Below are 26,812 nucleotides of genomic sequence, written 5' to 3'. Positions count from 1 at the left end.
TCAGAACAGCGGGAGTTGACCCGGAAGGGGCGCGAGGGCGAAGCCGTCCAGGGTGGGGGCGCAGGCGCCGAGCACCACGCGGGCCCGGGAGCCCGGGCAGGAGATCAGGTCGGCGCGGGCGCGGCCGGCGGGAGGGTCGTGGCGGGCGATCCGGCCGGCGGTCACGGCGCAGTCGCGCCCGCATGCGGGGCAGGCCCGTCGGGGGGAGTGGGACATGCCCCAAGTCTGCACCCCCGTACCGACATCAGCGCCGGGCGGCCAGCCACGTCTCGTGGGCCGCGCAGACGCGGTCCCACAGCGCCTTCCGGTCCGCCGGAGTCAGGTCGTCGAGCTTCCGCTCGAAGAGGCCGCCCACCACCGCCCAGAACTCACCCGGGGTGTCCAGGATCCGCTCGGTCGTCCCCTTCGCCGGTTCGGTCCGGCTCAGCACCCGGCCCCGCAGCGCGTCGATGCCGTGGGCGTCGCGCCGCAGCAGCGCGAGGGTCCGTACGAAGCCCGAGTCCGGCGCGGTCGACAGCCGCACGTGCGTGGCCTCGAAGTCGGCGGTCACCGCCGGAGCCGAGAGCACGTTGACCACCGGGAAGGGGCCCGCGTCGTTGACGTACCTCCAGCCGGGCCGGTCCCCGTCCAGCCGGCCCAGCCCGTACGTGAACTCCCCCTGCCGGTGCGTTCCGGCGCGCAGCGGCAGCGGCTCGTACGGGCCGTCGCCGAGCCCGGCGTCGACGAAGTACTCCTCGCCGTCGGCCCGGACCGTCAGCGCCAGATGATCGCCGTTGACGTCGAGGCGCTCGCGGTCCGCCGGGCCGAGTACGCCCGCCAGGTGCCGGGTCACGGCGAAGCCGAGGCCCTCCAGGAGCAGCGCGAAGGCGCCGTTGAGGTGGAAGCAGTACCCGCCGCGACCGGCCGCGAAGCGGCGTACGGACAGCTCGGGGTCGATGCCGGGCGGCCGGCCGAGCTGGATGTCGAGGTTCTCGTACGGGATGCGCTCGACGTGGGCGCGCTGGAGCGCGAACAGCGCCTGCGCCGTGGGCCGGGGCGGCCGCGCGAAGCCGAGCCGCCGCAGGTAGCCGTCGTACACGCCAGGGGTCATGCGGGCACCCTAAGCGGGAACTCCCGTGCGGTCGCGGGAGTTCCCGCGACTCATCACTTGTCGATGTCTCCCACGACGAAGAACAGCGAGCCCAGGATCGCCACCATGTCCGCGACCAGCTGCCCCGGCAGCAGCACCGCGAGCGCCTGGATGTTGTTGTACGAGGCGGAGCGCAGCTTCAGCCGGTACGGGGTCTTCTCGCCCTTGGAGACGAGGTAGTAGCCGTTGATGCCGAGGGGGTTCTCGGTCCAGGCGTACGTGGCCCCCTCGGGCGCCTTCAGCACCTTCGGGAGGCGCTGGTTGATCGGCCCGGGGGGCAGCTCGGCCATCCGGTCCAGGCAGGCCACGGCGAGGTCGAGCGCGTTGTGCGTCTGGTCCAGCAGGCACTCGAAGCGGGCCAGGCAGTCGCCCTCGGTGCGGGTGACCACCTTCAGGACGTCCTGGAGCTCCCCGTACGCCAGGTACGGCTCGTCGCGGCGCAGGTCGAAGTCGACGCCGGAGGCGCGGGCGATCGGGCCGGAGACCCCGTACGCGTGCACGGCCTCGGCGGACAGCACGCCCACCCCGCGCGTGCGGCCGCGGAAGATCTCGTTGCCGTGCACCAGCTTGTCGTACACGTCCATGCGGGTGCGGACGTCGGCGATCGCGGCGCGGGCCCGCCCGAGCCAGCCGGCCGGGAGGTCCTCCTTGAGGCCGCCGACCCGGTTGAACATGTAGTGCATGCGGCCGCCGGAGATCTCCTCCATGACGGCCTGGAGCTCCTCGCGCTCGCGGAACGCGTGGAAGATCGGGGTGATTCCGCCCAGTTCGAGGGGGTACGACCCGAGGAACATCAGGTGGTTCAGCACCCGGTTCAGCTCGGCGAGCAGGGTCCGCATCCACACGGCCCGCTCGGGGACCTCCATGCCGAGCATCCGCTCGACGGCCATCACGACGCCGAGCTCGTTGGAGAACGCGGACAGCCAGTCGTGGCGGTTCGCGAGCATCACGATCTGCCGGTAGTCGCGCGCCTCGAAGAGTTTCTCGGCGCCGCGGTGCATATAGCCGACGACCGGCTCGGCGCTGACGATCCGCTCGCCGTCCAGGACGAGGCGCAGGCGCAGCACGCCGTGCGTGGAAGGGTGCTGGGGTCCGATGTTGAGCACCATGTCGGTGCTCTCCGCCGCTCCGCCGATGCCGACCGTGGTCTCCGTCATGGCCGCATTCTCGCAGCCGCAGGGGCCGACGCGCCGCCCCCCTACGCTGGGGCCATGGAAACGGGGACTTCGGGTGAGACGAGCCGGCCCGAGTGGGTGGGGCTCCCGGGCGGGCTGCTCAGGCTGCGGCGGCTGCTGCTGGTGATCTGGGCGGTGCCGCTCGCCGCGGGGACCGCGGTGCTGCTGGGGTTGACGGCCGGTCCGGGGTGGGCGGCCGCGGGGGCGGTGTGGCTGGTCGCCCTGGTCTGGGGCTGGGTGCTGCTCGGCCGCAACTGGCGGTCCTGGCGGTACGCCGAGCGCGCCGACGACCTGCTGATCAGCCGCGGGGTGCTGTGGCGGGCGCAGACCGTGGTCCCGTACGGGCGCATGCAGCTGGTCGAGGTGACCTCGGGGCCGCTGGAGCGGCGCTTCGGGCTGGCCTCCGTACAGCTGCACACGGCGGCCGCGGCCACTGACGCCAAGATTCCGGGGCTGGTCCCGGCCGAGGCGCAGCGGCTGCGCGACCGGCTGACGGAGCTCGGCGAGGCAAGGTCGGCGGGCCTGTGACCGCCGAATCGGCCGCTGAAGCGGCCACCGTGCCCGAAGCCGCGTCCGCCGTCGAGCGCCGGCTGCACCTGCTCACGCCGCTGCGCCGGGCGTGGGTGCCGATCGCCGCGACCGTCGGCGTCGTCGTCCAGCAGGCCGACCAGGTCGAGCGGTGGGCGAGCGGGCTCTCCGTGACCCTGCGCGCCCTCGCCCTGGCCGCCCTGGTCGTGGTGTTCGGCGTGTACGGGTTCCTGAGCTGGTGGTTCACCCACTACGCGGTCACCGACACCGAGCTGCGCATCCGCAGCGGACTGCTCTTCCGGCGCACCGCGCACATCCGCCTCGACCGCATCCAGGCGATCGACGTGACCCGGCCGCTGCTGGCCCGGGTCGCCGGCGTCGCCAAGCTGCGCCTCGACGTGATCGGCACCGAGGACAAGGACGAGCTCGCCTTCCTCGACGAGCGCGAGGCCGTCGCGCTGCGCGCCGAGCTGCTGGCCCGGGCGGCCGGCTTCGCGCCCGCGGAGGCGGCCCTGCTCGGCGAGGCCCCGCAGCAGGAGCTGCTGCGCGTCCGCCCCCGGGACCTGGTGGTGTCGCTGCTGCTCACGCTCTCGGCGTGGGGTGCGCTGATCGCAGGGCTGGGCGTGCCCGTCGCCGTGTGGTGGTTCAGCGGGAACCCCTGGGCGACGATCGGGACCATGCTGCCCATGCTGGGCGGGCTCTGGTCGGGCACGGCGGGCCGTTTCCTCACCGAGTTCGACTGGCGGGTCGCCGAGTCCCCCGACGGGCTGCGCCTCGACCACGGGCTGCTGGACCGGGCCCACGAGACCGTGCCGCCGGGGCGGGTGCAGACCGTACGGATCGTGGAGCCGCTGCTGTGGCGGCGCCTGGACTGGGTACGGGTGGAGCTGGCGGTGGCCGGCTCGAAGAACGGGGTCCTGGTCCCGGTGGCCTCGCGGGCCGCCGCCCAGGCGGTCGTCGCCCGGGTGCTGCCGGGCGTGGACCTGGCCGCCCTCGCCTTCGGCCGGTCCCCGAAGACCGGGTCGCGGTGGGTGGTCCCGGTGTGGTGGAGGGGGTACGCCCTGGCCGTCTCCGCGGACGTGTTCGCCGCCCGCAAGGGGCTGCTGTGCCGCCGTACGGAGATCGTCCCGCACGCCAAGGTGCAGAGCGTCCGGCTCACCCAGGGCCCGTGGGAACGGGTGCAGGGGCTCGCCGACGTCCATGTGGACACCGGCGCCAACGGCACGGTCACGGCCCGTCTGCGCCCGGCGGCCGGGGCCGCCGAGCTGCTGGACGCCCAGGCGGCCCGCTCCCGCACCTCCCGCGCGGACGCCCGCCCGGACCGCTGGATGACCTGACCGGCGGTGACCCCTAGGCGCCGCCGGCGCGGACCAGCCCCGTTTCGTAGGCGAGGACGACCACCTGCACGCGGTCGCGCAGGTTCAGCTTGGTCAGGATGCGGCCCACGTGCGTCTTGACGGTGGCCTCGGAGAGGACCAGGCGGGCGGCGATCTCGCCGTTCGACATGCCCTGGGCCACCAGCAGCATGACCTCGCGCTCGCGCTCCGTCAGCCGCTCGATCTCCTTGTTCTGCGGCTCCTGCGTGTTCGTCGGCAGCATCGGCGCGAAGCGGTCCAGCAGGCGCCGGGTCGTGGACGGGGCCACCACCGCGTCACCGCTGTGCACCGAGCGGATCGCGGCCAGCAGCTCCGCCGGCGGCACGTCCTTCAGCATGAACCCGCTCGCGCCCGCCTTCAGCCCCGAGAAGGCGTACTCGTCCAGGTCGAAGGTGGTCAGGATGATCACATCGGGGTGCTCGTCCCGCTCGCAGATCCGGCGCGTGGCCTCGACCCCGTCGAGCTTCGGCATCCGGACGTCCATCAGCACCACGTCCACCTTCGTGGACCGCAGCACCTCCAGCGCCTCCAGGCCGTCGCCGGCCTCGGCGACGACCTCCATGTCCGGCTGGGCGGCGAGCACCATGCGGAAGCCCGTGCGCAGCAGTACCTGGTCGTCGACCAGCATCACTCGGATGGACATCAGTTACCTCGACCTCGTCATTTCTTCTTGAGCGGGAGAAGCGCGCTGATCCGGAAGCCGCCGCCGGGACGCGGGCCCGCGTCCAGGGTTCCTCCGACCATGCCGATCCGCTCGCGCATGCCGATCAGCCCGTGCCCGGCGCCGTCGGCGCCGCCGTCCTCGTACAGCTCGTGGGCCGCCCCCCGGCCGTCGTCCTCGACCAGCAGACCGAGCCCGTCGTCGAAGTAGACCAGCCGGACGCTCGCCCTGGCGTCGGGGCCGCCGTGCTTGCGGGTGTTCGTCAGCGCCTCCTGCACGATCCGGTACGCGGTGAGCTCGACGCCCGTGGGCAGCCGGCGCGGTGCGCCCTCGACCTCGAAGTCCACCGTGAGCCCGGCCGCCCGTACCTGCTCGACGAGGACCTCGATCTGCTCCACGTCGGGCTGGGGCACGTAGTCCTCGGACTCCTGGGGCTCCCCGGTGCGCAGGACGCCGAGCAGCCGGCGCATCTCGGCCAGGGCCTGGCGGCCCGTGCCGGAGATGGTCTGGAGGGCCTCCTTGGCCTGCTCCGGGGCCACGTCCATGACGTACGCGGCGCCGTCGGCCTGGACCACCATCACCGAGACGTTGTGCGCGACGACGTCGTGCAGTTCGCGGGCGATCCGGGCGCGCTCGGCGGCGACGGCCACCTTGGCCTGGGCCTCGCGCTCCTTCTCCAGGCGCTGGTTCCGCTCGACGAGCTGGGCGTAGTAGGCCCGGCGGGTGCGCAGGGAGTCGCCGAGCACCCAGGCGAGGACGAACGGGACGATGGCGAACAGGGTGAAGAAGACGTTGGACGAGGTGTCGCCCTTGTCCACGTGGAAGCGCAGGGCGTAGAGCGGGGCGGCGGTGAACCCGATGGCGAGCGCGGCACGGGACATCCGGCGCGAGATCTCGGCCGAGGCGGCGACCGTGTACAGGATGATCAGCATCCCGAAGTCGGCCATGTTCGTGTCGGTGTGGGTGAGGAGCTTGTAGACCCCGACGCCGACGGCAAGCCAGAACATCGGCCGGGTCCATTTGCGGCGCAGGGCCACGACGAGGCCCATCGCGATCACGGAAGGGACGGCGATCAGCTTCGTGGTGGCGCTGTTGACGCCGTTGTCGGCGACCTCCAGCATCGCGATCCCGCACAGGAGGACAGCCCAGAAGCTGTCGACGCCCGTCGGGTGTCTGCGGAGGAAGTCGTAGAGGCGCTGCACGTAACCCAGAGTAGGCAAAGGAGATAGGTGCTGGAGTCAACCACAGGTGCGATCCGTGTGACGGAGGTGTACTCCCCAAGGTGGAGGCCGAGCTTAACCTTTCGGGGATGAGGACCGAGGGAGAAGTCAAGGACGCGGTTCCGGTTCCGGTCCGGTGGCGGACCGCGATGGAGGCCGCGCTGTACGGGCCGGGCGGGTTCTACGTACGGCCGGGCGGGCCGGGGCCGGCCGGGCACTTCCGTACGTCCGTGCACGCCTCGCCGTTGTACGCGGGGGCCGTGGCACGGCTGCTGCGGTGGGTGGATTCGGAGCTCGGGCATCCGCGGGAGCTGGACCTGGTCGACGTCGGGGCCGGGCGCGGGGAGCTGCTGACCGGGGTGCTGGGCGCGCTGCCGGCGGAGGTCGCGGGGCGGGTACGGGCGTGGGCGGTGGAGCGGGCGCAGCGGCCGGCCGCGCTCGATCCGCGGATCCGGTGGGTGCCGGAGCCGCCGCAGGGTGCGCGGGGGCTGCTGTTCGCGAACGAGTGGCTGGACAACGTACCGCTGGACGTGGCGGAGGACGGGCACTACGTACTGGTCGACGCGGAGGGTGCGCAGACCCGCGGGCCGGTGGTGGACGGCGCGGACCGGGCGTGGCTGGAGCGGTGGTGGCCGGGGCCCGGCCGGGCCGAGATCGGGCGGGGGCGGGACGAGGCGTGGGCGGGGGCCGTGCGCTCGGTGTCGCGCGGCCTGGCGGTGGCGGTGGACTACGCCCACACCCGGGACGCCCGCCCCCCCTACGGCACCCTGACGGGTTTCCGCGGGGGGCGGGAGGTCGAGCCCGTGCCGGACGGCACCTGCGACGTGACGGCTCACGTGGCGCTGGACGCGTGCGCGGGGCCGGGCGCCGTGCTGGTTTCGCAGCGCGAGGCGCTGGGCCTTCTCGGGGTCTCGGGGGCCCGCCCCCCGCTGGCCCTGGCGTCCACGGACCCCGCCGGGTACGTCCGCGCCCTCGCCCGCGCCGGCGAGGCGGCGGAACTCACCGCCCGCGGCGGCCTGGGCGACTTCGCCTGGCTGGTCCAGCCGGTCGGCGTGCGTTCCTGGCCGGTCTGACCGGTCCCGCCGCGCGGGGGCCCCGCGCAGCGGACCCGACCCGCGGACTACTGCGTGGCTTCGTGGTCGTGGCCCGGGCGCAGGCCGCCGCCCGCGGCGCCGCCCGTGGTCGGGGTCGAGGGGACCGGCTTCGACAGCGGGGCCAGGTCGAACGCGTAGTGGCCGACCGCGTTCGCGATCACGTCCACGTTGATGTCCAGCGCCTTCTGGTCGATGTTCGTGATGTCGTCGCCCTTGCCGTGGTAGTTCACGTCGTACGCGATCCCCGCCCGGCCCCCGAACTTCGCCGCCTGCGCCGCCGTCTTGATGCCCTCGGCGCCCGTGTCCGTACCGCCGGACGGGATGCCCGCCTCGATGAACGGACCGTAGTCCGAGCGGCCCGTGAAGTCGGACCCCTCGTGCGGGATCTTCTGCGCGTCGAGGAAGTCGGTGATGCCCTTCTCCAGCTGCGCCGAGCCCTCCGGCCCCGGGCCCGAGCCGACCTTGTCCGAGTCGTCGCCGTCGTAGACGAAGTACGCGGCGTTCGGCGAGGCGATCATGTCGAAGTTCAGGTACAGCCTGATCTGCTTCTTCTGCGCGTCGCTCAGCCCGCCGACATACGCCTCGGAGCCCAGCAGGCCGAACTCCTCCGCCGACCACCACGCGAACTTGACCTTGTTCTTGATCTTGTTCTGGCTGCTCGCGAGGCGCTGCGCGACCTGGAGGATGCCGGCCGAGCCCGATCCGTTGTCGTTGATGCCCGGGCCCGCCGCGACCGAGTCGAGGTGCGCGCCGAGGAAGACGGTGTTGTTCTCGTCGCCGCCCCGGGTCTCCGCGATCACGTTGTACGTCTTGCGGTTCTCCCGGAACTCGCGGATGTCGAGGGTCACCTCCACCGGCCCGGCCGTCGCCTCGGCGGCCAGCCGCTCGCCCTCTGCCCGGGAGAGGCCGCCGGTCGGGACCTTGCCCGCGTTCGCGTCGCCCAGGGTGCCGTTGAGGGCGCCCTCGGTGTTGTTGTAGATGATCGCGCCGACCGCCCCGGCCGCCGCCGCGTTGGCCTGCTTGACCGCGAAGGTGCAGCCGCCGCGCTTGACCAGTGCGATCCTGCCGGTGAAGGCGCCCGCGGCGAAGTCGCCGGGCTCGCAGCCGTTCGTACCGTCCGCGTCCACCGGCGCGACGGCGATCTGCGCGGTCACCCCGTCCTCGGGGCCGCTCGCCGTGTACGTCATCAGCTTGATCGGGATGTCGCGCTCGTGCCCCGCGCCGTTGACCTTCAGCTTCTCGGCGATCGTCTCGACGTACACGAAGTCGAACTCGTTCTTCGAGACCTTGTAGCCGGCCGCCCGCATCACGGCCTCGACGTACTGCGCGGACTGCACGTGCCCCTTCGAACCGGCCACGCGCGTGCCCTTGTTGTAGTCGGCGATGGCCTGAAAGACCTTCAGGTGGTTGTCGGCGCCTTTGCCGGTCGCGTCCTTGACCAGTTTCCGGGCCAGTGCCTCACCCCGCGCGGCATCGCTCTGCGGGCTGCCGGTGGCACCGGCCGGCCCGGCGAGCATCAGCGGGGAGACGAGGGCCGCGGCGGCCAGGGCGGCGGTTGCTGCGGCTATACGGCGTGAGGGCATGAAGGTCCTTCCACGACAAGTACGGGCAGACAGGCGGACGGTCGGGCGTCAGTGGTGCGCGGTGGACGCACGGTATAGACCATGGGGCCGATCTCGCCAGAGGTTTCGCTGATTCCGGGTGCTGACCTCCGCATACCGGTGAAAGCTGCCGTCGATATCCGGCCACCCGTCAGCGCAGGATGCCCTCGATGAACTCCGAGCCGATCCGGGCGACGACACCCAGGTCCAACTGGTGCTGGACGTACCGACCTTGGCGCCAGGTGTGCAGCAGGCCCGCCTTCTTCAGGGCCGACAGGTGCCGCGACACCTCCGGCGCCGTGATCCCGTGGACCGTCGCCAGCTCGCTCGTCGTGTACGGGGCGCGTGCCAGGCTCCGGCACAGCATCATCCGCATCGGATGCGCCAGCGCCTCCATCCGCCGCTGGAGCAGCTCCACCGAGCCCGGCTCGGGCAGTTCGGGGGAGCGGATCGGATAGTGGACCACCGGCACCCAGCCGGGCGCGTGCAGCACCAGCAGGTGCGGCCACCCGAAGTTCGTCGGCACGAAGACCAGCCCGGGGCCTATCTCCGGGTCCGTCGCGGTGGCCGAGCCGTGGACCATCTTGTCGGCGGTGATGGTGGTCGCGGCCTCGTCGACGCTCAGCGCGCTCGACACCTCGTGCAGCGTCGCCGCCAGCCCCTTGCGGCGCAGGACCTCGGTCTTGTGCCGGGCGTCGGCGCTCTGCTGCGGCTCGATCCGCCGCCAGGTCTCCGCGAAGAACGCCTCGTCGCAGTCCTCCAGGAGCCGCCGCAGCCACACCCGTACCGAGGCCGTGTCGTCCAGCAGCCGCAGCGAGAAGTCCAGCTGGCGCGGGCCGCGCGCGGCGGCCGTCTCCAGCGCCTTGGCCCTGGCCTGCGGGTTCTTCAGCGGGGAGGGCCCGCCGCCCTCGTTGTACAGCGCCAGCCAGCAGTGCTCCAGGGCGGCCATCACGAACCGCTCGTCGTCCATCCGGTCGAGTACGTCGAGCTCCTCGGCCAGGGTCGCGGCGGGCAGGCCGCTGCCGCCGGGGATCCCCGCGAAGGCCATGAAGATGTCGGAGAAGGAGCTGCGCCACATGAAATCGCCCTCCAGCAGCCGGTCCGCGAGGCAGGGGTCCAGCGCGGCGGCGGTGGCGGTGGTCCAGGAGGCCAGGCCGGGGTGGTGGGCGGGCTGCGAGAGGGCGTGCAGCGTCATGCAGAGCTCGGAGAGCGCAGAAGGCGTGAAACGGATCCGCTCCGCGGGGAGCCCGGCGATGTCGATGGTGACGCTCATCGGGCCATTCTGACCTGTCCCGGGCCCGTGACCTGGACGGACACGGATCGATTGACGGGGAGCGTCAATCGTCGTGCGGGGTGGCCCGACCAGGTTCAGGGTGGAGGCATGACAGCGATCGAGCAGTACCTCATCGACACCTACCGGGCGTCCCAGCTGGGCGAGCCGATGCCCCCGCCGCCGGGCCGGGGCGACGTCGCCGTCCTGCGCTCGGCCCGTACGTACGCCCAGTTCCGGGCCGTCCTCGACGGCCGGGAGGCCCGGCACCCCTGGTGGGCCGCCCTGCGCCGGCTGACCCACGCGCACGGAGCCCGGTGACGCGGCCGGCAACGCGGCCGGTGGTGCCGCCGGTGGCGCGGCCCGGTCAGCGGTCCCCGGGGTGGAAGTCGATCTCGTACGCGATCTCCGAGCGCCGGTCCGCGACCACGATGTCGGCGGTCTCCACGGCCCGGCCGTCCACCGCGTAGTACGTCCGCTCGATCTCGGTGATCAGCTCGCCGACGCTGATGCCGAGCAGATTGGCCTGCGTCTGGTTCGCGCGCGCGGGGCGCGGGACCTCCAGCGCCGAGGCGACCAGAACGCCGATCGAGCGCATCCGCACGATGACCCCGGCGCCCTTGAACGGGCCCGCCTCCGGCAGGACGACCGGAGTGCCGTCCGTGACCGCCATCGGCTCCCAGGACTCGCAGATCTCCACCGGCCTGCCCTCGGCCAGGAACTCGTACGTGGTGTGCACGCACGGGTCTCCCGGCGCGACGGCCAGCCGCTGCGCGATCCGCTCGGGCGCCGGCGTACGGGCCGCGGAATGCGATTCCCACGTCAGGCCGCCACCGCCGAGCCCGGCCCGGCGGCGCCGCCGGGAGCGGACTATCCGCAGCCGCTCGCGCGGCGCGCACAGGTAGGTGCCCGAGCCCGCGCGGCCCTCCAGGAGCCCCTCGATGATCAGCAGCTCCAGCGCGCGCTGCGTGACGCTCTGCCCGACCCCGTACTCCCGGGCGAACCGGGACCGCGACGGTAACTTGGCGCCGACGGGCCACTCCTCGGCCCTGATCCGCGCCCGCAGCGAGTCGGCCACCTTCAAGTACGCCGTATCACGGGCCATATGAGCCGTCCTGTACCTGTCGACGAGTTGGGCTCAAGCTAATTCATCAGGTCGAACCCGAGTCTTCAGAACGGCGAGGAGTGAGACGAGCGCCACACCGCCGCCTGCCCGCCGGTCGCGGACAAGCGGCGCGCGTGCGGCGCGCGTGCGGCCTCAGTCGAAGTTCGGCGCGTTGCGCTCGTAGACCAGGCGCAGTCCGATCAGCGTCAGCCACGGCTCGTGGTCGTCGATGACCGAGGACTCGCCGAGGACCATGGGCGCCAGGCCGCCGGTGGCGATCACCCGGACGTCGCCCGGGTCGCCCTGCGGGCCGGCCAGCTCCTTGGCCATCCGCGCGACGACCCCGTCGACCTGCCCGGCGAAGCCGTAGACCACGCCCGACTGCATCGCCTCGACCGTGGACTTGCCGATGACGTTGCGCGGCCGCGCCAGCTCGATCTTGCGCAGCTGGGCGCCCCGTACGCCGAGGGCCTCCATCGAGATCTCGATGCCCGGGGAGATCACCCCACCCACGTACTCGCCCTTCGCGGACACCGCGTCGAAGGTGGTCGCCGTACCGAAGTCGACCACGATCGCCGGGCCGCCGTAGAGCTCGACGGCGGCGACCGCGTTGATGATGCGGTCCGCCCCGACCTCCTTCGGGTTGTCCATCAGGATCGGCACGCCCGTCTTGATCCCGGGCTCGACCAGCACCGCGGGGACGTCGCCGTAGTAGCGGCGGGTCACCTCGCGCAGCTCGTGCAGGACCGACGGGACGGTCGAGCAGATCGCGATGCCGTGGATGCCGTCGCCGAGCTCGCTGCCGAGCATCGGGTGCATGCCCATCAGGCCCTGCATCAGGACGGCCATCTCGTCGGCCGTCCGGCGCGGGTCGGTGGAGATGCGCCAGTGCTCGACGATCTCCTCACCGTCGAACAGGCCGAGCACGGTATGGGTGTTGCCGACGTCGATGGTCAGCAGCATTACCGCTCCTCGCGCAGGTCCAGGCCGATGTCCAGGATCGGGGAGGAGTGCGTGAGCCCGCCGACCGCGAGGTAGTCCACGCCCGTCTCCGCGTACGCGCGGGCGTTGGCCATGGTCAGGCGGCCCGAGGACTCCAGTACCGCGCGGCCGTGGACGAGCGCGACGGCCTCCTCGGTCTCGATCGGCGTGAAGTTGTCGAGCAGGATCAGGTCCGCGCCCGCGTCCAGGGCCTCGCGCACCTGCTGGAGGGTGTCCACCTCGACCTCGATCGGCAGGTCGGGGAACTGCTCGCGGACGGCCTTGAACGCCTCCGCGACACCGCCCGCCGCGATCACGTGGTTGTCCTTGACCAGCGCCGCGTCCGACAGCGACATGCGGTGGTTGACGCCGCCGCCGCAGCGCACCGCGTACTTCTCCAGGGAGCGCAGGCCCGGCGTGGTCTTGCGGGTGTCACGGACCTTCGCCTTGGTGCCCTCCAGCTCGTCGGCCCACGCGCGGGTCGCCGTCGCGATGCCCGACATCAGGCAGAGCAGGTTCAGCGCGCTGCGCTCGCCGGTCAGCAGGTCCCGGGTGCGGGCCTTGACCGTCAGCAGCACCTGGCCGGGCTGCACGCGGTCGCCGTCCTCGACGTGCCGCTCGACCTCGAACTCGTCCTCGCAGACGACCGAGAGGACGGCCTCGGCGACGCGCAGGCCGGCGACCGTGCCCGCCTCGCGCGCCGTGAAGTCGGCGTGCGCGACGGCGTCCTCGGGGACGGTGGCCACGGTCGTCACGTCGACCCCGCCGTCCAGGTCCTCGGAGATCGCCATGTGGGCGATGTCCTCGACCTCGATCGGGTCCAGGCCCGCGTCGGCGAGCAGCTGGGCGAGCGCCGGGTCCAGGCCGCTCTCCTCGCCGTCGCCGCACGCGCAGTCGTCGCCGCAGCCGCCGCCCGCGGACTGGTCGAGGAGCGGCAGCTCCGCGTGCTCGTGGTCGTGCTCGTGCTGTTCGGGGGTGCTCACGATGACTGCTCCTGGCTCAGGGGGTGCTGTACGGACGGAAAGCCCGCGGAGTCGGTGGGGGTGACGACCAGGGCCCGCCTCTCGGTGGCGGACAGCCGGACGACGAGGTGGCGGCGCCAGGCGGCGTCGTCCCGGTCGGGGTGGTCCTCGCGCCAGTGGCAGCCGCGGGTCTCCTCGCGGCGCAGGGCGGCGGCGACCAGCACGCGGGCCACGCACAGCAGGTTCGTGGCCTCCCAGGTCTCGGTGCCGGGCACGGCGGTCTTGCCGTCCGTCTCCAGCGCCGTGAGGGCCGTCGTGTAGAGGTTCTCCAGGGCGGCGGCCGCCCTGCTCAGGGACTCGGCGGAGCGGAGCACGCCCGCGCCGTCCGTCATGATGCGCTGCACCTCGTACCGCGCCTCGGCGGGCTGGAGCGGGCCGGTCGCGGGGACCGGGATGCCGGGGCCGCTGCCGGCGGGCGCGCCGCCGGCGATGTCGGCGGCGATCCGCTCGGCGAAGACGAGCCCCTCCAGCAGGGAGTTGGAGGCGAGCCGGTTCGCGCCGTGCACGCCCGTGCAGGCCACCTCGCCGCACGCGTACAGGCCGGGGACGGTGGTCCGGCCGTGCAGGTCGGTCCGTACGCCGCCGGAGGCGTAGTGCGCGGCGGGCGCGACCGGGATGGGCTCGGTGACCGGGTCGATGCCGTGGGTGCGGCAGGCGGCCAGGATGGTCGGGAAGCGCTGCTCCCACATCCGCGCGCCGAAGTGCCGGGCGTCCAGGTACATGTGCTGCGCGCCCTGCTCCTGCATGCGGCGCATGATGCCCTTGGCGACGATGTCGCGCGGCGCCAGCTCGGCCAGCTCGTGCTGCCCCTGCATGAAGCGGACGCCGTCGGCGTCGACCAGGTACGCGCCCTCGCCGCGGACCGCCTCCGACACCAGCGGCTGCTGGCCCTCGGCGTCCGGACCGAGGAAGAGCACGGTCGGGTGGAACTGCACGAACTCCAGGTCGGAGACCTCGGCCCCGGCCCGCAGGGCGAGCGCGACCCCGTCGCCGGTGGAGACCGACGGGTTGGTGGTGGCCGAGAAGACCTGGCCCATGCCGCCGGTCGCCAGGATCACGGCGGGCGCGTGGACGGCGCCGACGCCGTCGTGCTGGCCCTCGCCCATGACGTGCAGGGTGACCCCGGCCGTACGGCCCCGGGCGTCCTGCAGGAGGTCCAGTACGAGCGCGTTCTCGACCGTACGGATGCCCGCCCGATGGACGGCTTCGACCAGCGCGCGGGAGATCTCCGCGCCGGTGGCGTCGCCGCCCGCGTGCGCGATCCGGCGGCGGTGGTGTCCGCCCTCACGGGTCAGCTCTATCTCGCCGGTCTCGGCGGAGGTGTCGAAGACGGCGCCGGTGGCCATGAGCCGGCGCACGGCGTCCGGCCCCTCGGTCACCAGGAGCCGTACGGCGGCCTCGTCGCACAGCCCGGCGCCCGCTACCAGCGTGTCGTCCAGGTGCTGCTCGGGGGTGTCGCCCTCCCCGAGGGCCGCGGCGATCCCGCCCTGCGCCCAGCGGGTGGAACCGTCGTCGAGCCGGGCCTTGGTGACCACGACCGTGCGGCGGCCCGCGGCGGCGCAGCGCAGTGCGGCGGTCAGGCCGGCGACGCCGGAGCCGACGACCACGACGTCGGCGTCGACGGCCCAGCCGGGGGCGTTGGCGTGCAGCCGTATGCCGGTGCCGGCGGTGCCTGTGCCTGGGGTGCTCACGTGTGTGCTCCGAACTCCAATGGGATGTTGTCGATCAGCCGGGTCGTCCCCACCTTGGCGGCGACGGCCAGGACGGCCTGCCCGGTGAAGTCGGGGCGGACGTCGGTGAAGTCCTGCGGATCCACCAGCGCCAGGTAGTCCAGCACCAGCGGCGGATCGTGCCGGCCCGCCTCCTCCAGGAGGTGCCGGGCGGCGGCCCGTACGGCGTCCGGCAGCCCGGTGCCCGCGGCGGACACGGCGTGCGCGTCGGCGGCGGAGCGGATCTCGCCGAGCCGGGCCAGGGCGGTGGCCCGCTCGTCGCTGGCCGGGGATGCCTCGGCGCGGGCGCGCAGCGCGGCCTGCGCGGCGAGCCGGTCCTGCCCGGCGAACAGGGCGCGCGAGAGGGCCAGGGCGGTGCGGCGCTCCTGGGCGGAGAGGTACCGGTTGCGGGACGACAGGGCGAGCCCGTCCTCCTCGCGGACGGTCGGTACGCCGAGCACCTCGACGGGGAAGTTCAGGTCGGTCACCATCCGCCGGATCAGGGCCAGTTGCTGCGCGTCCTTCTGGCCGTACAGGGCCAGGTCGGGACGGGTGAGGTGGAGCAGCTTGGCGACCACGGTCAGCATGCCGTCGAAGTGGCCGGGCCGGGTGGCCCCTTCGAGGCGCTCGCCCATCGGGCCGGCGCTGACCCGCACCTGGGGGGCGCCGCCGGGGTAGACCTCGTCCGCGGCCGGGGCGAACACGGCGTCGGCTCCGGCCGCCCGGGCGATCTCCAGGTCGGCGTCGAGGGTGCGGGGATAGCGGTCGAGGTCCTCGTTCGCGCCGAACTGGAGGGGGTTCACGAAGACGGTGACCACGACCTGGCCGCTCTCCCCGGCCCGCTCGCGGGCCGTACGGATCAAGGTGGCGTGGCCTTCGTGGAGGGCGCCCATGGTCATGACGACGGCGCGGGGGCCCTCGGCGGTCCGCGGGAGCTTGTGCAGCTCCTCGGCGGTGTCGATCAGCAGCAGGTCGGTCACTGGTCCCCACCCTCGGGATCGGCGAGTACGCCCAGGAGGTCCTCGGCGAGTTCGGGCTTGAGGAGGCCGTGGGCGAGGGCCCGGTCGGCGGTGGTGCGGGCCATCGCCAGGTATCCGGCGACCGACGCCGGGGCGTGCTTGCGCAGCTCCGTGATGTGCGCGGCGACCGTACCGGCGTCGCCGCGGGCCACCGGGCCGGTCAGCGCGGCGTCACCCGAGCGCAGGGCGTTGTCGAGGGCCGCGCCGAGCAGCGGGCCGAGCATCCGGTCGGGGTGCTCGACCCCGGCCTTGCGCAACAGCTCCATGGCCTGGGCGACCAGGGTGACCAGGTGGTTCGCGCCGAGGGCGAGGGCCGCGTGGTAGAGCGGACGGTTCTCCTCCGCGATCCACTCGGGCTCCCCGCCCATCTCGATCACGAGGGCCTCGGCCGCGAGCCGCAGCTCCTCGGGGGCCGTGACGCCGAACGAGCAGCCGGCGAGCCGCTGCACGTCCACCTCGGTGCCGGTGAAGGTCATCGCGGGGTGCAGGGCCAGCGGGAGCGCGCCCGCGCGCCGGGCCGGGTCCAGCACGGCGGTCCCGTACCGCCCGGAGGTGTGGACGAGGAGCTGGCCGGGCCGGACCGCGCCGGTCTCCGCGAGCCCCTCGACGAGGGCCGGCAGCGCGTCGTCGGGCACGGTCAGCAGCACCAGGTCGGCCAGCTCCAGCACCTGCGCGGGCGGTACGAGCGGCACGTCGGGCAGCATCCGCGCGGCGCGCCGGCGGGAGGCGTCGGAGACGCCGGAGACGGCGACCGGCCGGTGCCCGGCCTGCTGGAGCGCGCGGGCCAGCGCGGGGCCGACCCGGCCTGCGCCGACGACGCCGACGGTGAGCCGGGCGGGGCGCGGTTGCTGGGATGAATTCACGCGGGGAAGGCCTTCCGTTCCAGTCCGCGGGGGGTACCGGACGATACGCCGCCATGCTAGCCCCTGGGCGTGTTGGCCGGTCGGCGATGATCGGGGGCATGACGGATGACGATGATCTGACGAAGCGGCTGCTGGCGGCGGGGCGTGCGGCGGACCGCATGCTCTCGCCCGGCGCGCGGGAGGCGACCGTCGGGGAGCTGCTGGCGGGGCTGGCGGCGCCGGATCCCGACGAGCCGGCCGACGTGTACGGGGACGGGGTGGTGACCCGGCTGGAGCGGCGGGTGGCGGAGCTCCTGGGCACCGAGGACGCGGCCTTCTTCCCGTCGGGGACGATGGCCCAGCAGATCGCGCTGCGCTGCTGGGCGGGGCGGACCGGGAACCCGGTGGTCGCACTGCACCCGATGAGCCATCCGGAGCTGTGGGAGGGCGGTGCGCTGTCGCTGGTCTCGGGCCTGCGGACGGTGCACCCGACGACGGACCCGCGCCAGCCGACGGCGGAGGAGGTCGAGGAGCTGGCGGAGCCCTTCGGCACGCTGATGCTGGAGCTCCCGCTGCGCGACTCGGGCTTCCTCCTCCCCACCTGGGAGGAGCTTCGGGCGCTGGTCGACGCGGCCCGCGAACGGGATGCGGTGGTCCATTTCGACGGGGCCCGGCTGTGGGAGTCGACCGTGCACTTCGGGCGGCCGCTCCAGGAGATCGCCGCTCTCGCGGACTCGGTGTACGTCTCGTTCTACAAGTCGCTCGGCGGCCTCAGCGGCGCGGCCCTGGCGGGCTCCTCCGCCCTGATCGAGGAGGCGCGCATCTGGCGCCACCGGTACGGGGGCCAGATCTTCCGCCAGTTCCCGCAGGCCCTGTCGGCGCTGGCCGGCCTGGACGGGGAGCTCCCGCGCCTGCCGTCGTACGTGGTCCAGGCCCGCATGGTGGCCTCGGCACTGGCCGAGGCGCTGGCCGGCGGCCCGGTCCCGTGGTTCCGGATCAACCCGGAGACCCCGCACACGCACCAGTTCCAGGTCTGGCTGCCGTACGAGGCGGACCGCCTGACCGAGGCGGGGGTCCGCCTGGCGGAGGAGACGGGCACGGTCCTCTTCCGCAGGTGGTCCGCGACGCCGGTCCCGGGCGTCTCGGTGACGGAAGTGACGGTCACTGCTCCGGGACTCGGCTGGACCCCCGAGGAGGTCCACGAGGCGGCCCAGGCCTTCACGGCCCGCCTCTGACGGGGGCGCCGCAGATGTGCGAACGGTCCCGCCAGTGCAACAGCGACGCACCGATTTCCGCCGAAGTCATCGGTCCGGCGCCGCCTCCCGGTTACCTTCCCTCCACGGGAAAGCAACGGAGCCGTCCCCCGGAGGAGACACAATGACCGCTCACCCCGCCTGGCAGAAGTCCACGTACTGCGGCGAAGGAGACAACTGCGTCTACGTCTCCGCGGCCCCCGGCCACCTCGTCCGCGTGGCCGACCGGGCCGACCCGGCGCATCTGGTTCTGGCCACGACCCAGTCCGCCTGGGCCGACTTCCTTGACGCCGTCAAGGCGGACGGGTAGCCGTCGGCGCGCCCGGAATCATGCCGCTCAGGGGATTTTGTCCGATTAGCGCGTATCTTCGGCCCATGCCCACGCCCTACGGATCCCGCGGCGGCATGGCGTTCAGCGCCGCCGAGCTGCACGTGCTCAGGCGAACGCTCGCCCACGCCCTCCAGTCCTCCACGGCCCCCGCACCCCTGACGACCACCGAGGTCCAGGACTGTCTGCGCCTCGCGCAGTCGGTGGACGACGCGGTCCAGGAGGCGGGGCGGCTCAGAGAGTTCCTCCTCGCCGACCTGGCCCGCTACCGCGACGCCCTGCCCGGCAGCCTCTCCGGCTACCTGGAGCTGCTCCAGGACGCCCTGGCCGCGGGGTACGAGCCCGCGCCCGACGACCTGGCCGCCCTGCGCGCCCTGCGGGCCAACCCGGTCGCGGCGGCGCTGCTGGAGCGCTGCCAGGGCATCGCCGAGCGCTCCGTACGCCGGCGGCTCTCCATGACTCCGCAGCCCCGCACCCGCCTGCTGGCGCTGTCCGGGGGCAAGGGCATCAGGGGTGCCGGGGAGGCCAGGGAGGCCTGGGGCGCGAAGGACGGCAAGGAGGAGCCGGCCCGGCCCGCGCCGGCCCCCAAGGAGCCTCCGCACCCCGAACGCCCGTCCGAGCGCCCGTCCGAGCGGCCCATCCCGACCCCCGGCGAGGTGTTCCCGCCGCGCCGCAAGCCCACCCCGCCCCCGGCGGCCGGGCTCGCGGCCGGGTAGCTACGCTGGGGGCATGGACTACGTTTCCGCGCTCGTGCCCCCCGTAGTGATGGCCGGCTTCTTCATCGCGCTCGTCGTGACGATCGTGAAGAGCCAGGGCGGCGCCAACAAAGCCAAGGAAGACGCGGCCGTCGACGCCGTGATCGCCCGCGCCGAGGCCGCGAAGCAGACCCAGCCCGGCAAGTAGCCCGCCCGGCATTTTTGCGGCGCGTTGCCTTCCGAATAGCCGGGCAATTCCGCACATTCCGCACTATCGTGCTGTTGTGCCTCGCCCCTTGGGAGAACTCGAAGACGCGGTCATGACGCGGGTGTGGCAGTGGAACCGCCCGGTCACTGTTCGTGAAGTACTGGAAGACCTCCAGCAGGAACGGTCCATCGCGTACACCACGGTCATGACGGTTATGGACAATCTCCATCAGAAGGGCTGGGTCCGCCGGGAAGCCGAAGGCCGCGCCTATCGATATACCGCGGTCTCCACCCGCGCCGCCTACTCGGCCGCACTGATGAACGAAGCCTGGTCGACGAGCGACAACCCCGCGGCCGCCCTCGTGGCCTTCTTCGGCATGATGTCCGCGGAACAGCGCGACGCCCTGCGGGACGCCTTCCGCATCGTGGGGTACGACGACGGGTCGGCCGCGGAGCCGGCGGTAGAGCCGCGCGCCGAGCCGCCCGCCGGGTCCGCAGAGTCCGCAGAGTCCGCCGCGCAGCCCCCCGCCGCGACGCCCTCCGAAACCCCTCCCGCCGAAGGGGACTCCGCCGGGCGCGGGGCCGAGCCCGGGCGATAGCGTCCGGGCATGGGTGAGTTTTCCGCTGAACACGCAAAAACAGTGACGATCCGCCGTGCCCGCACCGGCGATGTTCCCGCGCTGCGCCGCCTCCTCGACCAGTACGTGCAGCAGCGGATCCTCCTCGACAAAGCCCCCGTCGTCCTTTACGAGGACATCCAGGAGTTCTGGGTCGGGGAACGCGACTCCGACGGCCGGGTGGTCGGCTGTGGCGCTCTCCACGTCATGTGGGAAGACCTGGCCGAAGTACGCACACTCGCGGTCGACCGCGAGTTGAAGGGCGCCGGAGTCGGCCATCAGCTGCTGCGACAGTTGTTGGACACCGCGCGGGCCCTCGGTGTCGCCAAGGTTTTCTGCCTGACCTTCGAAGTGGACTTCTTCGCGAAGCACGGCTTCGTCGAGATCGGCGAGACCCCGGTCGAGACGGATGTCTACATGGAGCTCCTGCGTTCCTATGACGAGGGCGTCGCCGAGTTCCTCGGTCTCGAACGAGTGAAGCCGAACACCTTGGGCAACAGTCGGATGCTTCTGCACCTCTGAACGATCACGGCGGCTTTTCCGGTGCTCCGCGCACCTGTGGCCTATGTCCGAATCGCGCACGTTTCCCGCCGCGTTGCGGTCTCGAACCTCTCCCCGGGGGTTTGTGTTTTCCAGGGAAAAGCGGTTTCCTTTCCGCGTACTGCTTTTCGATGAAAGGAAATCCCGGTGGCACAGAAGGTTCAGGTCCTTCTTGTCGACGACCTCGACGGTGGCGAGGCGGACGAGACCGTGACGTTCGCTCTGGATGGCAAGACCTACGAGATCGACCTCACCACCGCCAACGCGGAGAAGCTTCGCTCCGCGCTCGCCGACTACGTCAAGGGCGCCCGCCGCACCGGTGGCCGTGCCTCCGGCGGTCGTGCCAAGACGCGTACGGCCGCGACGTCCGGCAACCCGGACACCGCCGAGATCCGCGCGTGGGCCAAGGCCCAGGGGATGAGCGTCAACGACCGCGGGCGCGTCCCGCAGGAGATCCGCGAGGCCTACGAGAACGCCAAGGGCTGACCCTCGGCCTCTCGTTCCCACAGGGCCTGCGGTCCTGCGAGGGAAGGGGCCCTCAGGGGCGTACGCCGCCACAGGCGCGCCCGGTGGCATTCCGTCGCCGCCGCCGCGACCAGGCGTACGAGGTCGGGCCCGGCACCACCGTGCCGGGGACCGGCGCCCTGCCCCGGACCGGGCAGGGACGGCAGCAGTGCCTCACACCCCTGCTCGGGGGGTCGCAGCCACACGGCGGCCCCCCGGGGACTTCCCTGGGGGTGTCCCGGCGGGACCGGGGCCGAGATCCGGCCGCCGGCGCCCAGCGCGGTGAGGTCCAGGGCGACCCCGCCCCACTCCAGCCAGTCGAGCAGCCCGTCCAGCTCGTCCGCGCTCCCCGCGGCCACCAGGAACCGCATCCTGCGCCCCGCGAGGGCCACCGGACCCGTGGCGACCGGTCTGCGCAGCAACCGCTCCCCGGCATCGGCCGGCAGCTCCAGCACGTCGAACCGCACCCCGGTGACCAGCCGGGCGGGCGGTCCGTCCGCGACGGGCCAGCCGAGCGCCTCCCCGTACCAGGACGCGTACGCGTCCCGGGGCGAATCCGCGGGTGAATCCTCGGGCGCGACGCGGGGCGGTGGAACGGTGACGGCCATGCCCGGAGCAACTCCGCAGGTGCCCGGGAGTTACGCAGCGCGCCGGGCTCAATGCGGAACGTAAACATCCGTCGAGGCGGAGTCCCACATTCGGGACGCAATCGTGTTCGCCCGTAGCGGAGGGAACCGGTGCCACCGGCATGGAGTGCCAGTCCTTACGGGTAAGACATTCCTAGTGGATCGGGGCGACACGCTGATTTGGGCGGCTTCCGTTCGCCATCGGCGTACACGTGTGACGGGTATCTGCCTGGCCTGCGGGAACATCGTCTCGCACCATCGGGTTGGAGCAGTTGTCGGCTGATGAAGCCGGTTTTCCCCACTGACGTGGGGGTGATCGCGGACGGATGTCGGCAGTTGGAATGAGCTGTCCCGCCCCGCGGGACTAGCATGCGGAAGGACAGGGCGGGGACCGACCCCGAACTGCCCGACCGCTCTGAGGAGCGATAAACGATGTTCGAGAGGTTCACCGACCGCGCGCGGCGGGTTGTCGTCCTGGCTCAGGAAGAAGCCCGGATGCTCAACCACAACTACATCGGCACCGAGCACATCCTCCTGGGTCTGATCCACGAGGGTGAGGGTGTCGCCGCTAAGGCCCTGGAGAGCCTCGGGATTTCGCTCGAGGCTGTTCGCCAGCAGGTTGAGGAGATCATCGGTCAGGGGCAGCAGGCCCCGTCCGGCCACATCCCCTTCACCCCGCGGGCGAAGAAGGTCCTGGAGCTTTCGCTCCGAGAGGCCCTCCAGCTCGGCCACAACTACATCGGCACCGAGCACATCCTGCTCGGCCTCATTCGCGAGGGCGAGGGCGTCGCCGCCCAGGTCCTGGTGAAGCTGGGCGCCGATCTCAACCGAGTCCGGCAGCAGGTCATCCAGCTGCTCTCCGGCTACTCCGGCGGAGGCAAGGAGTCGGCCACGGCCGGCGGCCCGGCCGAGGGCACCCCCTCGACCTCCCTCGTCCTGGACCAGTTCGGCCGCAATCTCACGCAGGCCGCCCGCGAATCCAAGCTCGACCCGGTCATCGGGCGCGAGAAGGAGATCGAGCGGGTCATGCAGGTCCTGTCCCGCCGTACCAAGAACAACCCGGTCCTCATCGGCGAGCCCGGCGTCGGCAAGACCGCCGTCGTCGAGGGCCTGGCCCAGGCGATCGTCAAGGGCGAGGTGCCCGAGACCCTCAAGGACAAGCACCTCTACACCCTGGACCTCGGCGCCCTGGTCGCGGGCTCCCGCTACCGCGGTGACTTCGAGGAGCGCCTGAAGAAGGTGCTCAAGGAGATCCGCACCCGCGGCGACATCATCCTGTTCATCGACGAGCTCCACACCCTCGTGGGTGCGGGTGCCGCCGAGGGCGCGATCGACGCCGCCAGCATCCTCAAGCCCATGCTGGCCCGTGGTGAGCTCCAGACCATCGGTGCCACGACGCTGGACGAGTACCGCAAGCACCTCGAGAAGGACGCGGCCCTTGAGCGCCGCTTCCAGCCGATCCAGGTGGCGGAGCCTTCCCTCCCCCACACGATCGAGATCCTCAAGGGCCTGCGCGACCGCTACGAGGCCCACCACCGCGTCTCCATCACGGACGAGGCCCTGGTCCAGGCGGCGACGCTGGCCGACCGGTACATCTCGGACCGCTTCCTGCCGGACAAGGCGATCGACCTGATCGACGAGGCCGGCTCCCGGATGCGCATCCGCCGGATGACCGCGCCGCCGGACCTCCGCGAGTTCGACGAGAAGATCGCGGGCGTGCGCCGCGACAAGGAGTCGGCCATCGACTCCCAGGACTTCGAGAAGGCGGCTTCTCTCCGCGACAAGGAGAAGCAGCTGCTGGCGGCGAAGGCCAAGCGCGAGAAGGAATGGAAGGCCGGCGACATGGACGTCGTCGCCGAGGTCGACGGCGAGCTCATCGCCGAGGTCCTCGCGACCGCGACCGGCATTCCCGTCTTCAAGCTCACCGAGGAGGAGTCCTCGCGACTGCTCCGCATGGAAGACGAGCTCCACCGTCGGGTCATCGGCCAGAAGGACGCCATCAAGGCGCTCTCCCAGGCGATCCGCCGGACCCGTGCGGGTCTGAAGGACCCGAAGCGCCCGGGTGGCTCGTTCATCTTCGCCGGCCCGTCCGGTGTCGGTAAGACCGAGCTCTCCAAGACGCTCGCCGAATTCCTCTTCGGCGACGAGGACGCGCTGATCTCCCTCGACATGTCGGAGTTCAGCGAGAAGCACACGGTTTCGCGCCTCTTCGGTTCGCCCCCCGGCTACGTGGGCTACGAAGAGGGCGGCCAGCTCACCGAGAAGGTGCGCCGCAAGCCGTTCTCCGTCGTCCTCTTCGACGAGGTCGAGAAGGCTCACCCGGATATCTTCAATTCCCTTCTCCAGATCCTGGAGGACGGTCGCCTGACCGACTCCCAGGGCCGGGTCGTGGACTTCAAGAACACGGTCATCATCATGACGACCAACCTGGGTACGCGGGACATCTCGAAGGGCTTCAACCTCGGTTTCGCCGCTGTCGGCGACACCAAGACCGGCTACGACCGGATGAAGGCGAAGGTCAACGAAGAGCTCAAGCAGCACTTCCGGCCCGAGTTCCTGAACCGTGTCGACGACACGGTCGTCTTCCACCAGCTCACCGAGGAAGACATCATCCAGATCGTCGACCTGATGATCGCCAAGGTGGACGAGCGCCTGAAGGACCGCGACATGGGCATCGAGCTGAGCGGCGACGCGAAGCTCCTGCTCGCCAAGCGGGGCTACGACCCGATCCTGGGCGCCCGCCCGCTGCGTCGCACCATCCAGCGCGAGATCGAGGACATCCTGTCGGAGAAGATCCTCTTCGGCGAGCTGCGCCCCGGCCACATCGTGGTCGTCGGCAAGGAGGGCGACGGCGAAGAGGCCAAGTTCACCTTCCGCGGCGAGGAGAAGTCGGCTCTGCCGGACCTTCCCCCGATCGAGGCCACGGGCTCGGGCCCGGACCTGTCGAAGGGCGCGTAACGCGTCAGCGGTAGCCGTACCGAGGGGCGGCCCCGGAACCGAAAGGTTCCGGGGCCGCCCCTTTTCGGGTTGCAGGGCTTTGGTCCCGCAGGGGGCGGCAGAGGTCCTGCGTCGGTGACAAGCCGCACAGGGCAAAACGGACCTACTAGGGCGTCTCGTAGGCTCGATGTCCGTTTTGCCCCTGTCGGGCCGGGGCCTCGGGCCAGTTGGGGCGCGGTCAACCGGCTGCGTCACACCTCCCGGCCCTACGAGCCCCGGTAGTAATCGGGAGGTTTGGGGATACGGCGGGACGCGGGTTACCAAGGATGGGCAAGCCCGGCATCCGCTCTCCAGCGTGCCGGGTGGCTTCTTGCCCGAACCGTCCTTGTCCCCGGCCCGGAGGTCTCCTTATGTCCGCGAAGCGCAGCAGCATCCGTCGTACCCGTATCGCCATCGGCGCCACCGCTCTCGGTGCGGCCCTGGCACTCGGGGCCGGGACGACCGCCGCCTTCGCCGACACGGCTCCGGAGACCACCCTGACCGGCACCGCAGCCCTGGTGGCGGCCCAGGCCAAGGCGCAGGCCGCCAAGGCGCAGGCCGCCAAGGCCCAGGCCGCCAAGGCCGCCGCCGCCAAGGCCGTCGTCGCCTGGCAGAAGCCGGTGTCGAGCTACACGCTCTCCGCCACCTTCGGCAAGGGCGGCACCATGTGGTCCCACAAGCACTCGGGCCAGGACTTCGCCTGCCCCGTCGGCACCCCGGTCAAGGCCGCGTCCGCCGGCACCATCGTCAAGGCCGGCCCGAACGGCGGCGGCGACGGTCCGGCGTACGGCAACGCCATCGTGATCAAGCACGCGAACAACACGTACTCGCAGTACGCGCACCTCTCGAAGATCCAGGTCCGGATCGGCCAGAAGATCACCAAGGGCTCGCAGATCGCGCTGTCCGGCAACACCGGAAACTCCAGCGGCCCGCACCTCCACTTCGAGATCCGGACCACCCCGAACTACGGCTCGGCCGTGAACCCGGTCTCGTTCCTGCGCAACGCCGGCGTCACCGTCTGACCGGGGCGAACCGAGTCAGTAGAGGAGCCAGGAACCCGTCGGCTTCGTCTTCGCGTCGACCCGGCCCGGCTTGAGCGTGTCGATCTGGGCGGGTGAGAGCACCGAGGCGTAGGTCTGCACGGTCTCCATGGCCCCGCTCCACGGCGCGGTCCACTTGTCCTCGTGGCGGGAGCGCGCCAGCTCCAGCGGCCCCTGCGCCTGGAAGATCCCGGGGACGGGGGCCTCGCCGGTCTTCTTCCCGTTGACGTAGAGCGCGATCTGCTTGCGTTCGGCGTCGTAGGTCCCGGTCAGGGTGGAGAAGCTCTTCTCCATCTTCGGGCTTTCGCCGGTGACGGTCACCGCGGTCGCCTCCGCGCCCTGGTCGCCCGTCTGGACACGGAAGACCCAGGTCGGCTTGCCGTTCACCTGGTCCAGGCCCAGCTCGAACGAGAAGGACTTCTCGTTGCCCTGGCTGACGGCGATCTGGCGCCCCTTCGGGGCCCGGTTCCAGACGTGGGCCGAGACGGTGAAGCTCTTGGCCGTGTCCACCACGCGCTTCTCGGACTCGGCGTACGAGTTCTCGTTGCCCTTCGTACGGATCTCGAAGCGCTTCTCGATCGGGAAGATCCCGGCGTCGGGGCCCATCTTCAGCGGGGCCTTTCCGCTGCGGTCCCGGATCTGCGTCGGGTCGTCCTTGACGGTCGGGGTGTTGTCGACCGGCGCCTTGCTCTTCGACCCGCTGGGGGAGGGGGAGGCCGACTCGGACGCGGGCGGGGACTGCTTGTCGTCCTGCGGCTCGTTCCCTCCCTTGTCGCCGCCCAGCAGCAGGAACGCTCCTCCGCCGGCGAGCAGCGCCAGTACGGTCACCGTGCCGCCGATCATCCACAGCCGCTTCTTGCGCCTCTCGGCCGCCGAGCGGTCCGCCATGGCCTCCCAGTCGGGCTGGTCCGACTGCGGAGCGAACGGGCCGGGGGGCCCGGGGATTCCGGGACCGCCCGGGGCACCGGGCGGCACCGGCGCGCCCATGTCCGGGAGCCCCTGGGCCCACTGCTGCGGGGCCGGGCCGAAACCACCACCGCCGCCCTGTGCCGGCGGACCGGGCGGGTAGCCGTAGCCGTTCGCGGGGGCCGGCGGGACCGGCGGGAACCCGTAGCCCCCGTCCCCGGGGGCGGGCTGGGGCTGCGGGTTGCTGGGGGGATTCGTACCGTCGGTCATGCAGGGGATGCTAAAACACCGGCCCGCACGTCCGTACGACCCGGTCCCGGTCCGGTCCGGCTCCGGGAACCGGTCTCATCGCGGACCACGCTCGGCCCGGCCCGGCCCTCCGGGCCCG

28 protein-coding genes are annotated in these 26,812 nt (G+C 72.1%); 13 read left to right on the top strand and 15 right to left on the bottom strand.

Going from position 1 to position 26,812, the window contains the following annotated elements:
• From ACIQU4_RS22035 to ACIQU4_RS22025, 3 genes are read right to left on the bottom strand one after another with little or no spacing between them, the layout of a single operon-like run.
• Window positions 1–216, bottom strand: a complete 216-nt coding sequence (locus ACIQU4_RS22035; RefSeq protein ID WP_403733276.1) for a hypothetical protein — start codon at window positions 214–216, stop codon at window positions 1–3.
• 28 nt (window positions 217–244) lie between these two features.
• Window positions 245–1,090, bottom strand: a complete 846-nt coding sequence (locus ACIQU4_RS22030; protein WP_403733273.1) for an arylamine N-acetyltransferase — start codon at window positions 1,088–1,090, stop codon at window positions 245–247.
• A gap of 53 nt (window positions 1,091–1,143) precedes the next feature.
• A complete protein-coding gene (locus ACIQU4_RS22025; RefSeq protein ID WP_030158514.1) occupies window positions 1,144–2,286 on the bottom strand; it encodes an NADH-quinone oxidoreductase subunit D in 1,143 nt (380 codons plus the stop codon).
• Window positions 2,287–2,340: 54 nt separating this feature from the next.
• On the opposite strand from ACIQU4_RS22025, the gene ACIQU4_RS22020 reads away from it, so the two are divergent.
• Window positions 2,341–2,832, top strand: a complete 492-nt coding sequence (locus tag ACIQU4_RS22020) for a PH domain-containing protein (protein WP_403733271.1) — start codon at window positions 2,341–2,343, stop codon at window positions 2,830–2,832.
• A complete protein-coding gene (locus tag ACIQU4_RS22015; protein WP_403733269.1) occupies window positions 2,829–4,169 on the top strand; it encodes a PH domain-containing protein in 1,341 nt (446 codons plus the stop codon). The genes ACIQU4_RS22020 and ACIQU4_RS22015 overlap by 4 nt, the downstream gene beginning before the upstream one ends.
• A gap of 13 nt (window positions 4,170–4,182) precedes the next feature.
• On the opposite strand, the gene ACIQU4_RS22010 is transcribed toward ACIQU4_RS22015, so the two are convergent.
• Both ACIQU4_RS22010 and ACIQU4_RS22005 read right to left on the bottom strand, forming a co-directional pair.
• Window positions 4,183–4,851 (bottom strand): response regulator, encoded by a 669-nt coding sequence (locus ACIQU4_RS22010; protein WP_403733265.1) that lies wholly within the window; start codon window positions 4,849–4,851, stop codon window positions 4,183–4,185.
• Between the two features lie 17 nt (window positions 4,852–4,868).
• Window positions 4,869–6,071 (bottom strand): sensor histidine kinase, encoded by a 1,203-nt coding sequence (locus ACIQU4_RS22005; RefSeq protein WP_403733262.1) that lies wholly within the window; start codon window positions 6,069–6,071, stop codon window positions 4,869–4,871.
• Between the two features lie 107 nt (window positions 6,072–6,178).
• Here ACIQU4_RS22005 and ACIQU4_RS22000 point away from each other — a divergent pair, with 107 nt between their 5' ends.
• Window positions 6,179–7,162 carry an SAM-dependent methyltransferase gene (locus ACIQU4_RS22000; RefSeq protein WP_403733260.1) on the top strand — a complete coding sequence of 328 codons (984 nt, stop codon included), beginning with the start codon at window positions 6,179–6,181 and terminating at the stop codon, window positions 7,160–7,162.
• A gap of 47 nt (window positions 7,163–7,209) precedes the next feature.
• Here the strand turns inward: ACIQU4_RS22000 and ACIQU4_RS21995 are convergent, their stop codons facing one another.
• Together ACIQU4_RS21995 and ACIQU4_RS21990 are read right to left on the bottom strand one after the other, a co-directional pair.
• A complete protein-coding gene (locus ACIQU4_RS21995) occupies window positions 7,210–8,766 on the bottom strand; it encodes a M28 family metallopeptidase (protein ID WP_403733257.1) in 1,557 nt (518 codons plus the stop codon).
• A gap of 169 nt (window positions 8,767–8,935) precedes the next feature.
• Window positions 8,936–10,057 carry a DUF5937 family protein gene (locus ACIQU4_RS21990; protein WP_403733254.1) on the bottom strand — a complete coding sequence of 374 codons (1,122 nt, stop codon included), beginning with the start codon at window positions 10,055–10,057 and terminating at the stop codon, window positions 8,936–8,938.
• 108 nt (window positions 10,058–10,165) lie between these two features.
• Between ACIQU4_RS21990 and ACIQU4_RS21985 the strand changes: the two genes are divergently transcribed.
• Entirely contained in the window at window positions 10,166–10,375 is a 210-nt protein-coding gene (locus tag ACIQU4_RS21985) for a hypothetical protein (RefSeq protein ID WP_403733252.1), read from the top strand.
• 46 nt (window positions 10,376–10,421) lie between these two features.
• On the opposite strand, the gene ACIQU4_RS21980 is transcribed toward ACIQU4_RS21985, so the two are convergent.
• From ACIQU4_RS21980 to ACIQU4_RS21955, 6 genes are all read right to left on the bottom strand, one after another.
• Window positions 10,422–11,159, bottom strand: coding sequence for a GntR family transcriptional regulator (locus tag ACIQU4_RS21980; protein WP_403733249.1), 738 nt, complete (start codon window positions 11,157–11,159; stop codon window positions 10,422–10,424).
• A 153-nt stretch (window positions 11,160–11,312) separates the two neighbouring features.
• Complete coding sequence (locus tag ACIQU4_RS21975; RefSeq protein WP_403733246.1) at window positions 11,313–12,122, bottom strand: type III pantothenate kinase; 810 nt, start codon at window positions 12,120–12,122, stop codon at window positions 11,313–11,315.
• Window positions 12,122–13,078: a carboxylating nicotinate-nucleotide diphosphorylase gene (gene nadC / locus ACIQU4_RS21970; protein ID WP_403734027.1), complete on the bottom strand. Its 957-nt coding sequence runs from the start codon at window positions 13,076–13,078 to the stop codon at window positions 12,122–12,124. Before nadC ends, ACIQU4_RS21975 begins: the two co-directional genes overlap by 1 nt.
• A gap of 41 nt (window positions 13,079–13,119) precedes the next feature.
• On the bottom strand, window positions 13,120–14,853 hold the full coding sequence (locus ACIQU4_RS21965; RefSeq protein ID WP_403733243.1) for an L-aspartate oxidase: 1,734 nt from the start codon (window positions 14,851–14,853) through the stop codon (window positions 13,120–13,122).
• The gene (gene panC, locus ACIQU4_RS21960; protein WP_403733241.1) at window positions 14,850–15,851 is read right to left on the bottom strand and encodes a pantoate--beta-alanine ligase; all 1,002 of its coding nucleotides are present in this window, start codon (window positions 15,849–15,851) and stop codon (window positions 14,850–14,852) included. The genes ACIQU4_RS21965 and panC overlap by 4 nt, the downstream gene beginning before the upstream one ends.
• The gene (locus ACIQU4_RS21955) at window positions 15,848–16,753 is read right to left on the bottom strand and encodes a Rossmann-like and DUF2520 domain-containing protein (RefSeq protein WP_385573498.1); all 906 of its coding nucleotides are present in this window, start codon (window positions 16,751–16,753) and stop codon (window positions 15,848–15,850) included. The genes panC and ACIQU4_RS21955 overlap by 4 nt, the downstream gene beginning before the upstream one ends.
• A 98-nt stretch (window positions 16,754–16,851) precedes the next feature.
• Here ACIQU4_RS21955 and ACIQU4_RS21950 point away from each other — a divergent pair, with 98 nt between their 5' ends.
• From ACIQU4_RS21950 to ACIQU4_RS21920, 7 genes are all read left to right on the top strand, one after another.
• Window positions 16,852–17,967 carry a threonine aldolase family protein gene (locus tag ACIQU4_RS21950; RefSeq protein WP_403733238.1) on the top strand — a complete coding sequence of 372 codons (1,116 nt, stop codon included), beginning with the start codon at window positions 16,852–16,854 and terminating at the stop codon, window positions 17,965–17,967.
• A 142-nt stretch (window positions 17,968–18,109) separates the two neighbouring features.
• Window positions 18,110–18,295, top strand: a complete 186-nt coding sequence (locus ACIQU4_RS21945; RefSeq protein ID WP_030158488.1) for a DUF397 domain-containing protein — start codon at window positions 18,110–18,112, stop codon at window positions 18,293–18,295.
• 95 nt (window positions 18,296–18,390) lie between these two features.
• Complete coding sequence (locus ACIQU4_RS21940) at window positions 18,391–19,029, top strand: hypothetical protein (protein ID WP_403734025.1); 639 nt, start codon at window positions 18,391–18,393, stop codon at window positions 19,027–19,029.
• Between the two features lie 13 nt (window positions 19,030–19,042).
• Window positions 19,043–19,216, top strand: a complete 174-nt coding sequence (locus ACIQU4_RS21935) for a hypothetical protein (RefSeq protein ID WP_403733235.1) — start codon at window positions 19,043–19,045, stop codon at window positions 19,214–19,216.
• A gap of 76 nt (window positions 19,217–19,292) precedes the next feature.
• Window positions 19,293–19,814 carry a BlaI/MecI/CopY family transcriptional regulator gene (locus ACIQU4_RS21930; RefSeq protein WP_403733232.1) on the top strand — a complete coding sequence of 174 codons (522 nt, stop codon included), beginning with the start codon at window positions 19,293–19,295 and terminating at the stop codon, window positions 19,812–19,814.
• 9 nt (window positions 19,815–19,823) lie between these two features.
• Complete coding sequence (locus ACIQU4_RS21925) at window positions 19,824–20,354, top strand: amino-acid N-acetyltransferase (RefSeq protein ID WP_403733229.1); 531 nt, start codon at window positions 19,824–19,826, stop codon at window positions 20,352–20,354.
• Between the two features lie 165 nt (window positions 20,355–20,519).
• Window positions 20,520–20,858, top strand: coding sequence for an Lsr2 family protein (locus ACIQU4_RS21920; RefSeq protein WP_030867899.1), 339 nt, complete (start codon window positions 20,520–20,522; stop codon window positions 20,856–20,858).
• Here ACIQU4_RS21920 and ACIQU4_RS21915 read toward each other — a convergent pair.
• The gene (locus tag ACIQU4_RS21915) at window positions 20,837–21,484 is read right to left on the bottom strand and encodes an SCO3374 family protein (protein WP_403733224.1); all 648 of its coding nucleotides are present in this window, start codon (window positions 21,482–21,484) and stop codon (window positions 20,837–20,839) included. The genes ACIQU4_RS21920 and ACIQU4_RS21915 overlap by 22 nt on opposite strands.
• A gap of 450 nt (window positions 21,485–21,934) precedes the next feature.
• On the opposite strand from ACIQU4_RS21915, the gene ACIQU4_RS21910 reads away from it, so the two are divergent.
• A complete protein-coding gene (locus tag ACIQU4_RS21910; RefSeq protein ID WP_365951337.1) occupies window positions 21,935–24,460 on the top strand; it encodes an ATP-dependent Clp protease ATP-binding subunit in 2,526 nt (841 codons plus the stop codon).
• Between the two features lie 389 nt (window positions 24,461–24,849).
• The gene (locus tag ACIQU4_RS21905) at window positions 24,850–25,500 is read left to right on the top strand and encodes a M23 family metallopeptidase (protein WP_403733221.1); all 651 of its coding nucleotides are present in this window, start codon (window positions 24,850–24,852) and stop codon (window positions 25,498–25,500) included.
• A gap of 15 nt (window positions 25,501–25,515) precedes the next feature.
• Here ACIQU4_RS21905 and ACIQU4_RS21900 read toward each other — a convergent pair whose 3' ends face one another.
• Window positions 25,516–26,694: a LamG-like jellyroll fold domain-containing protein gene (locus ACIQU4_RS21900; RefSeq protein ID WP_403733218.1), complete on the bottom strand. Its 1,179-nt coding sequence runs from the start codon at window positions 26,692–26,694 to the stop codon at window positions 25,516–25,518.
• Window positions 26,695–26,812: the final 118 nt, after the last annotated feature.

The organism is Streptomyces sp. NPDC090741, from assembly GCF_044769045.1.
Classification (GTDB): domain Bacteria; phylum Actinomycetota; class Actinomycetes; order Streptomycetales; family Streptomycetaceae; genus Streptomyces.
Note: the sequence above shows the minus strand (reverse complement) of the source record. Positions and strands in the feature narration are given on the sequence as shown.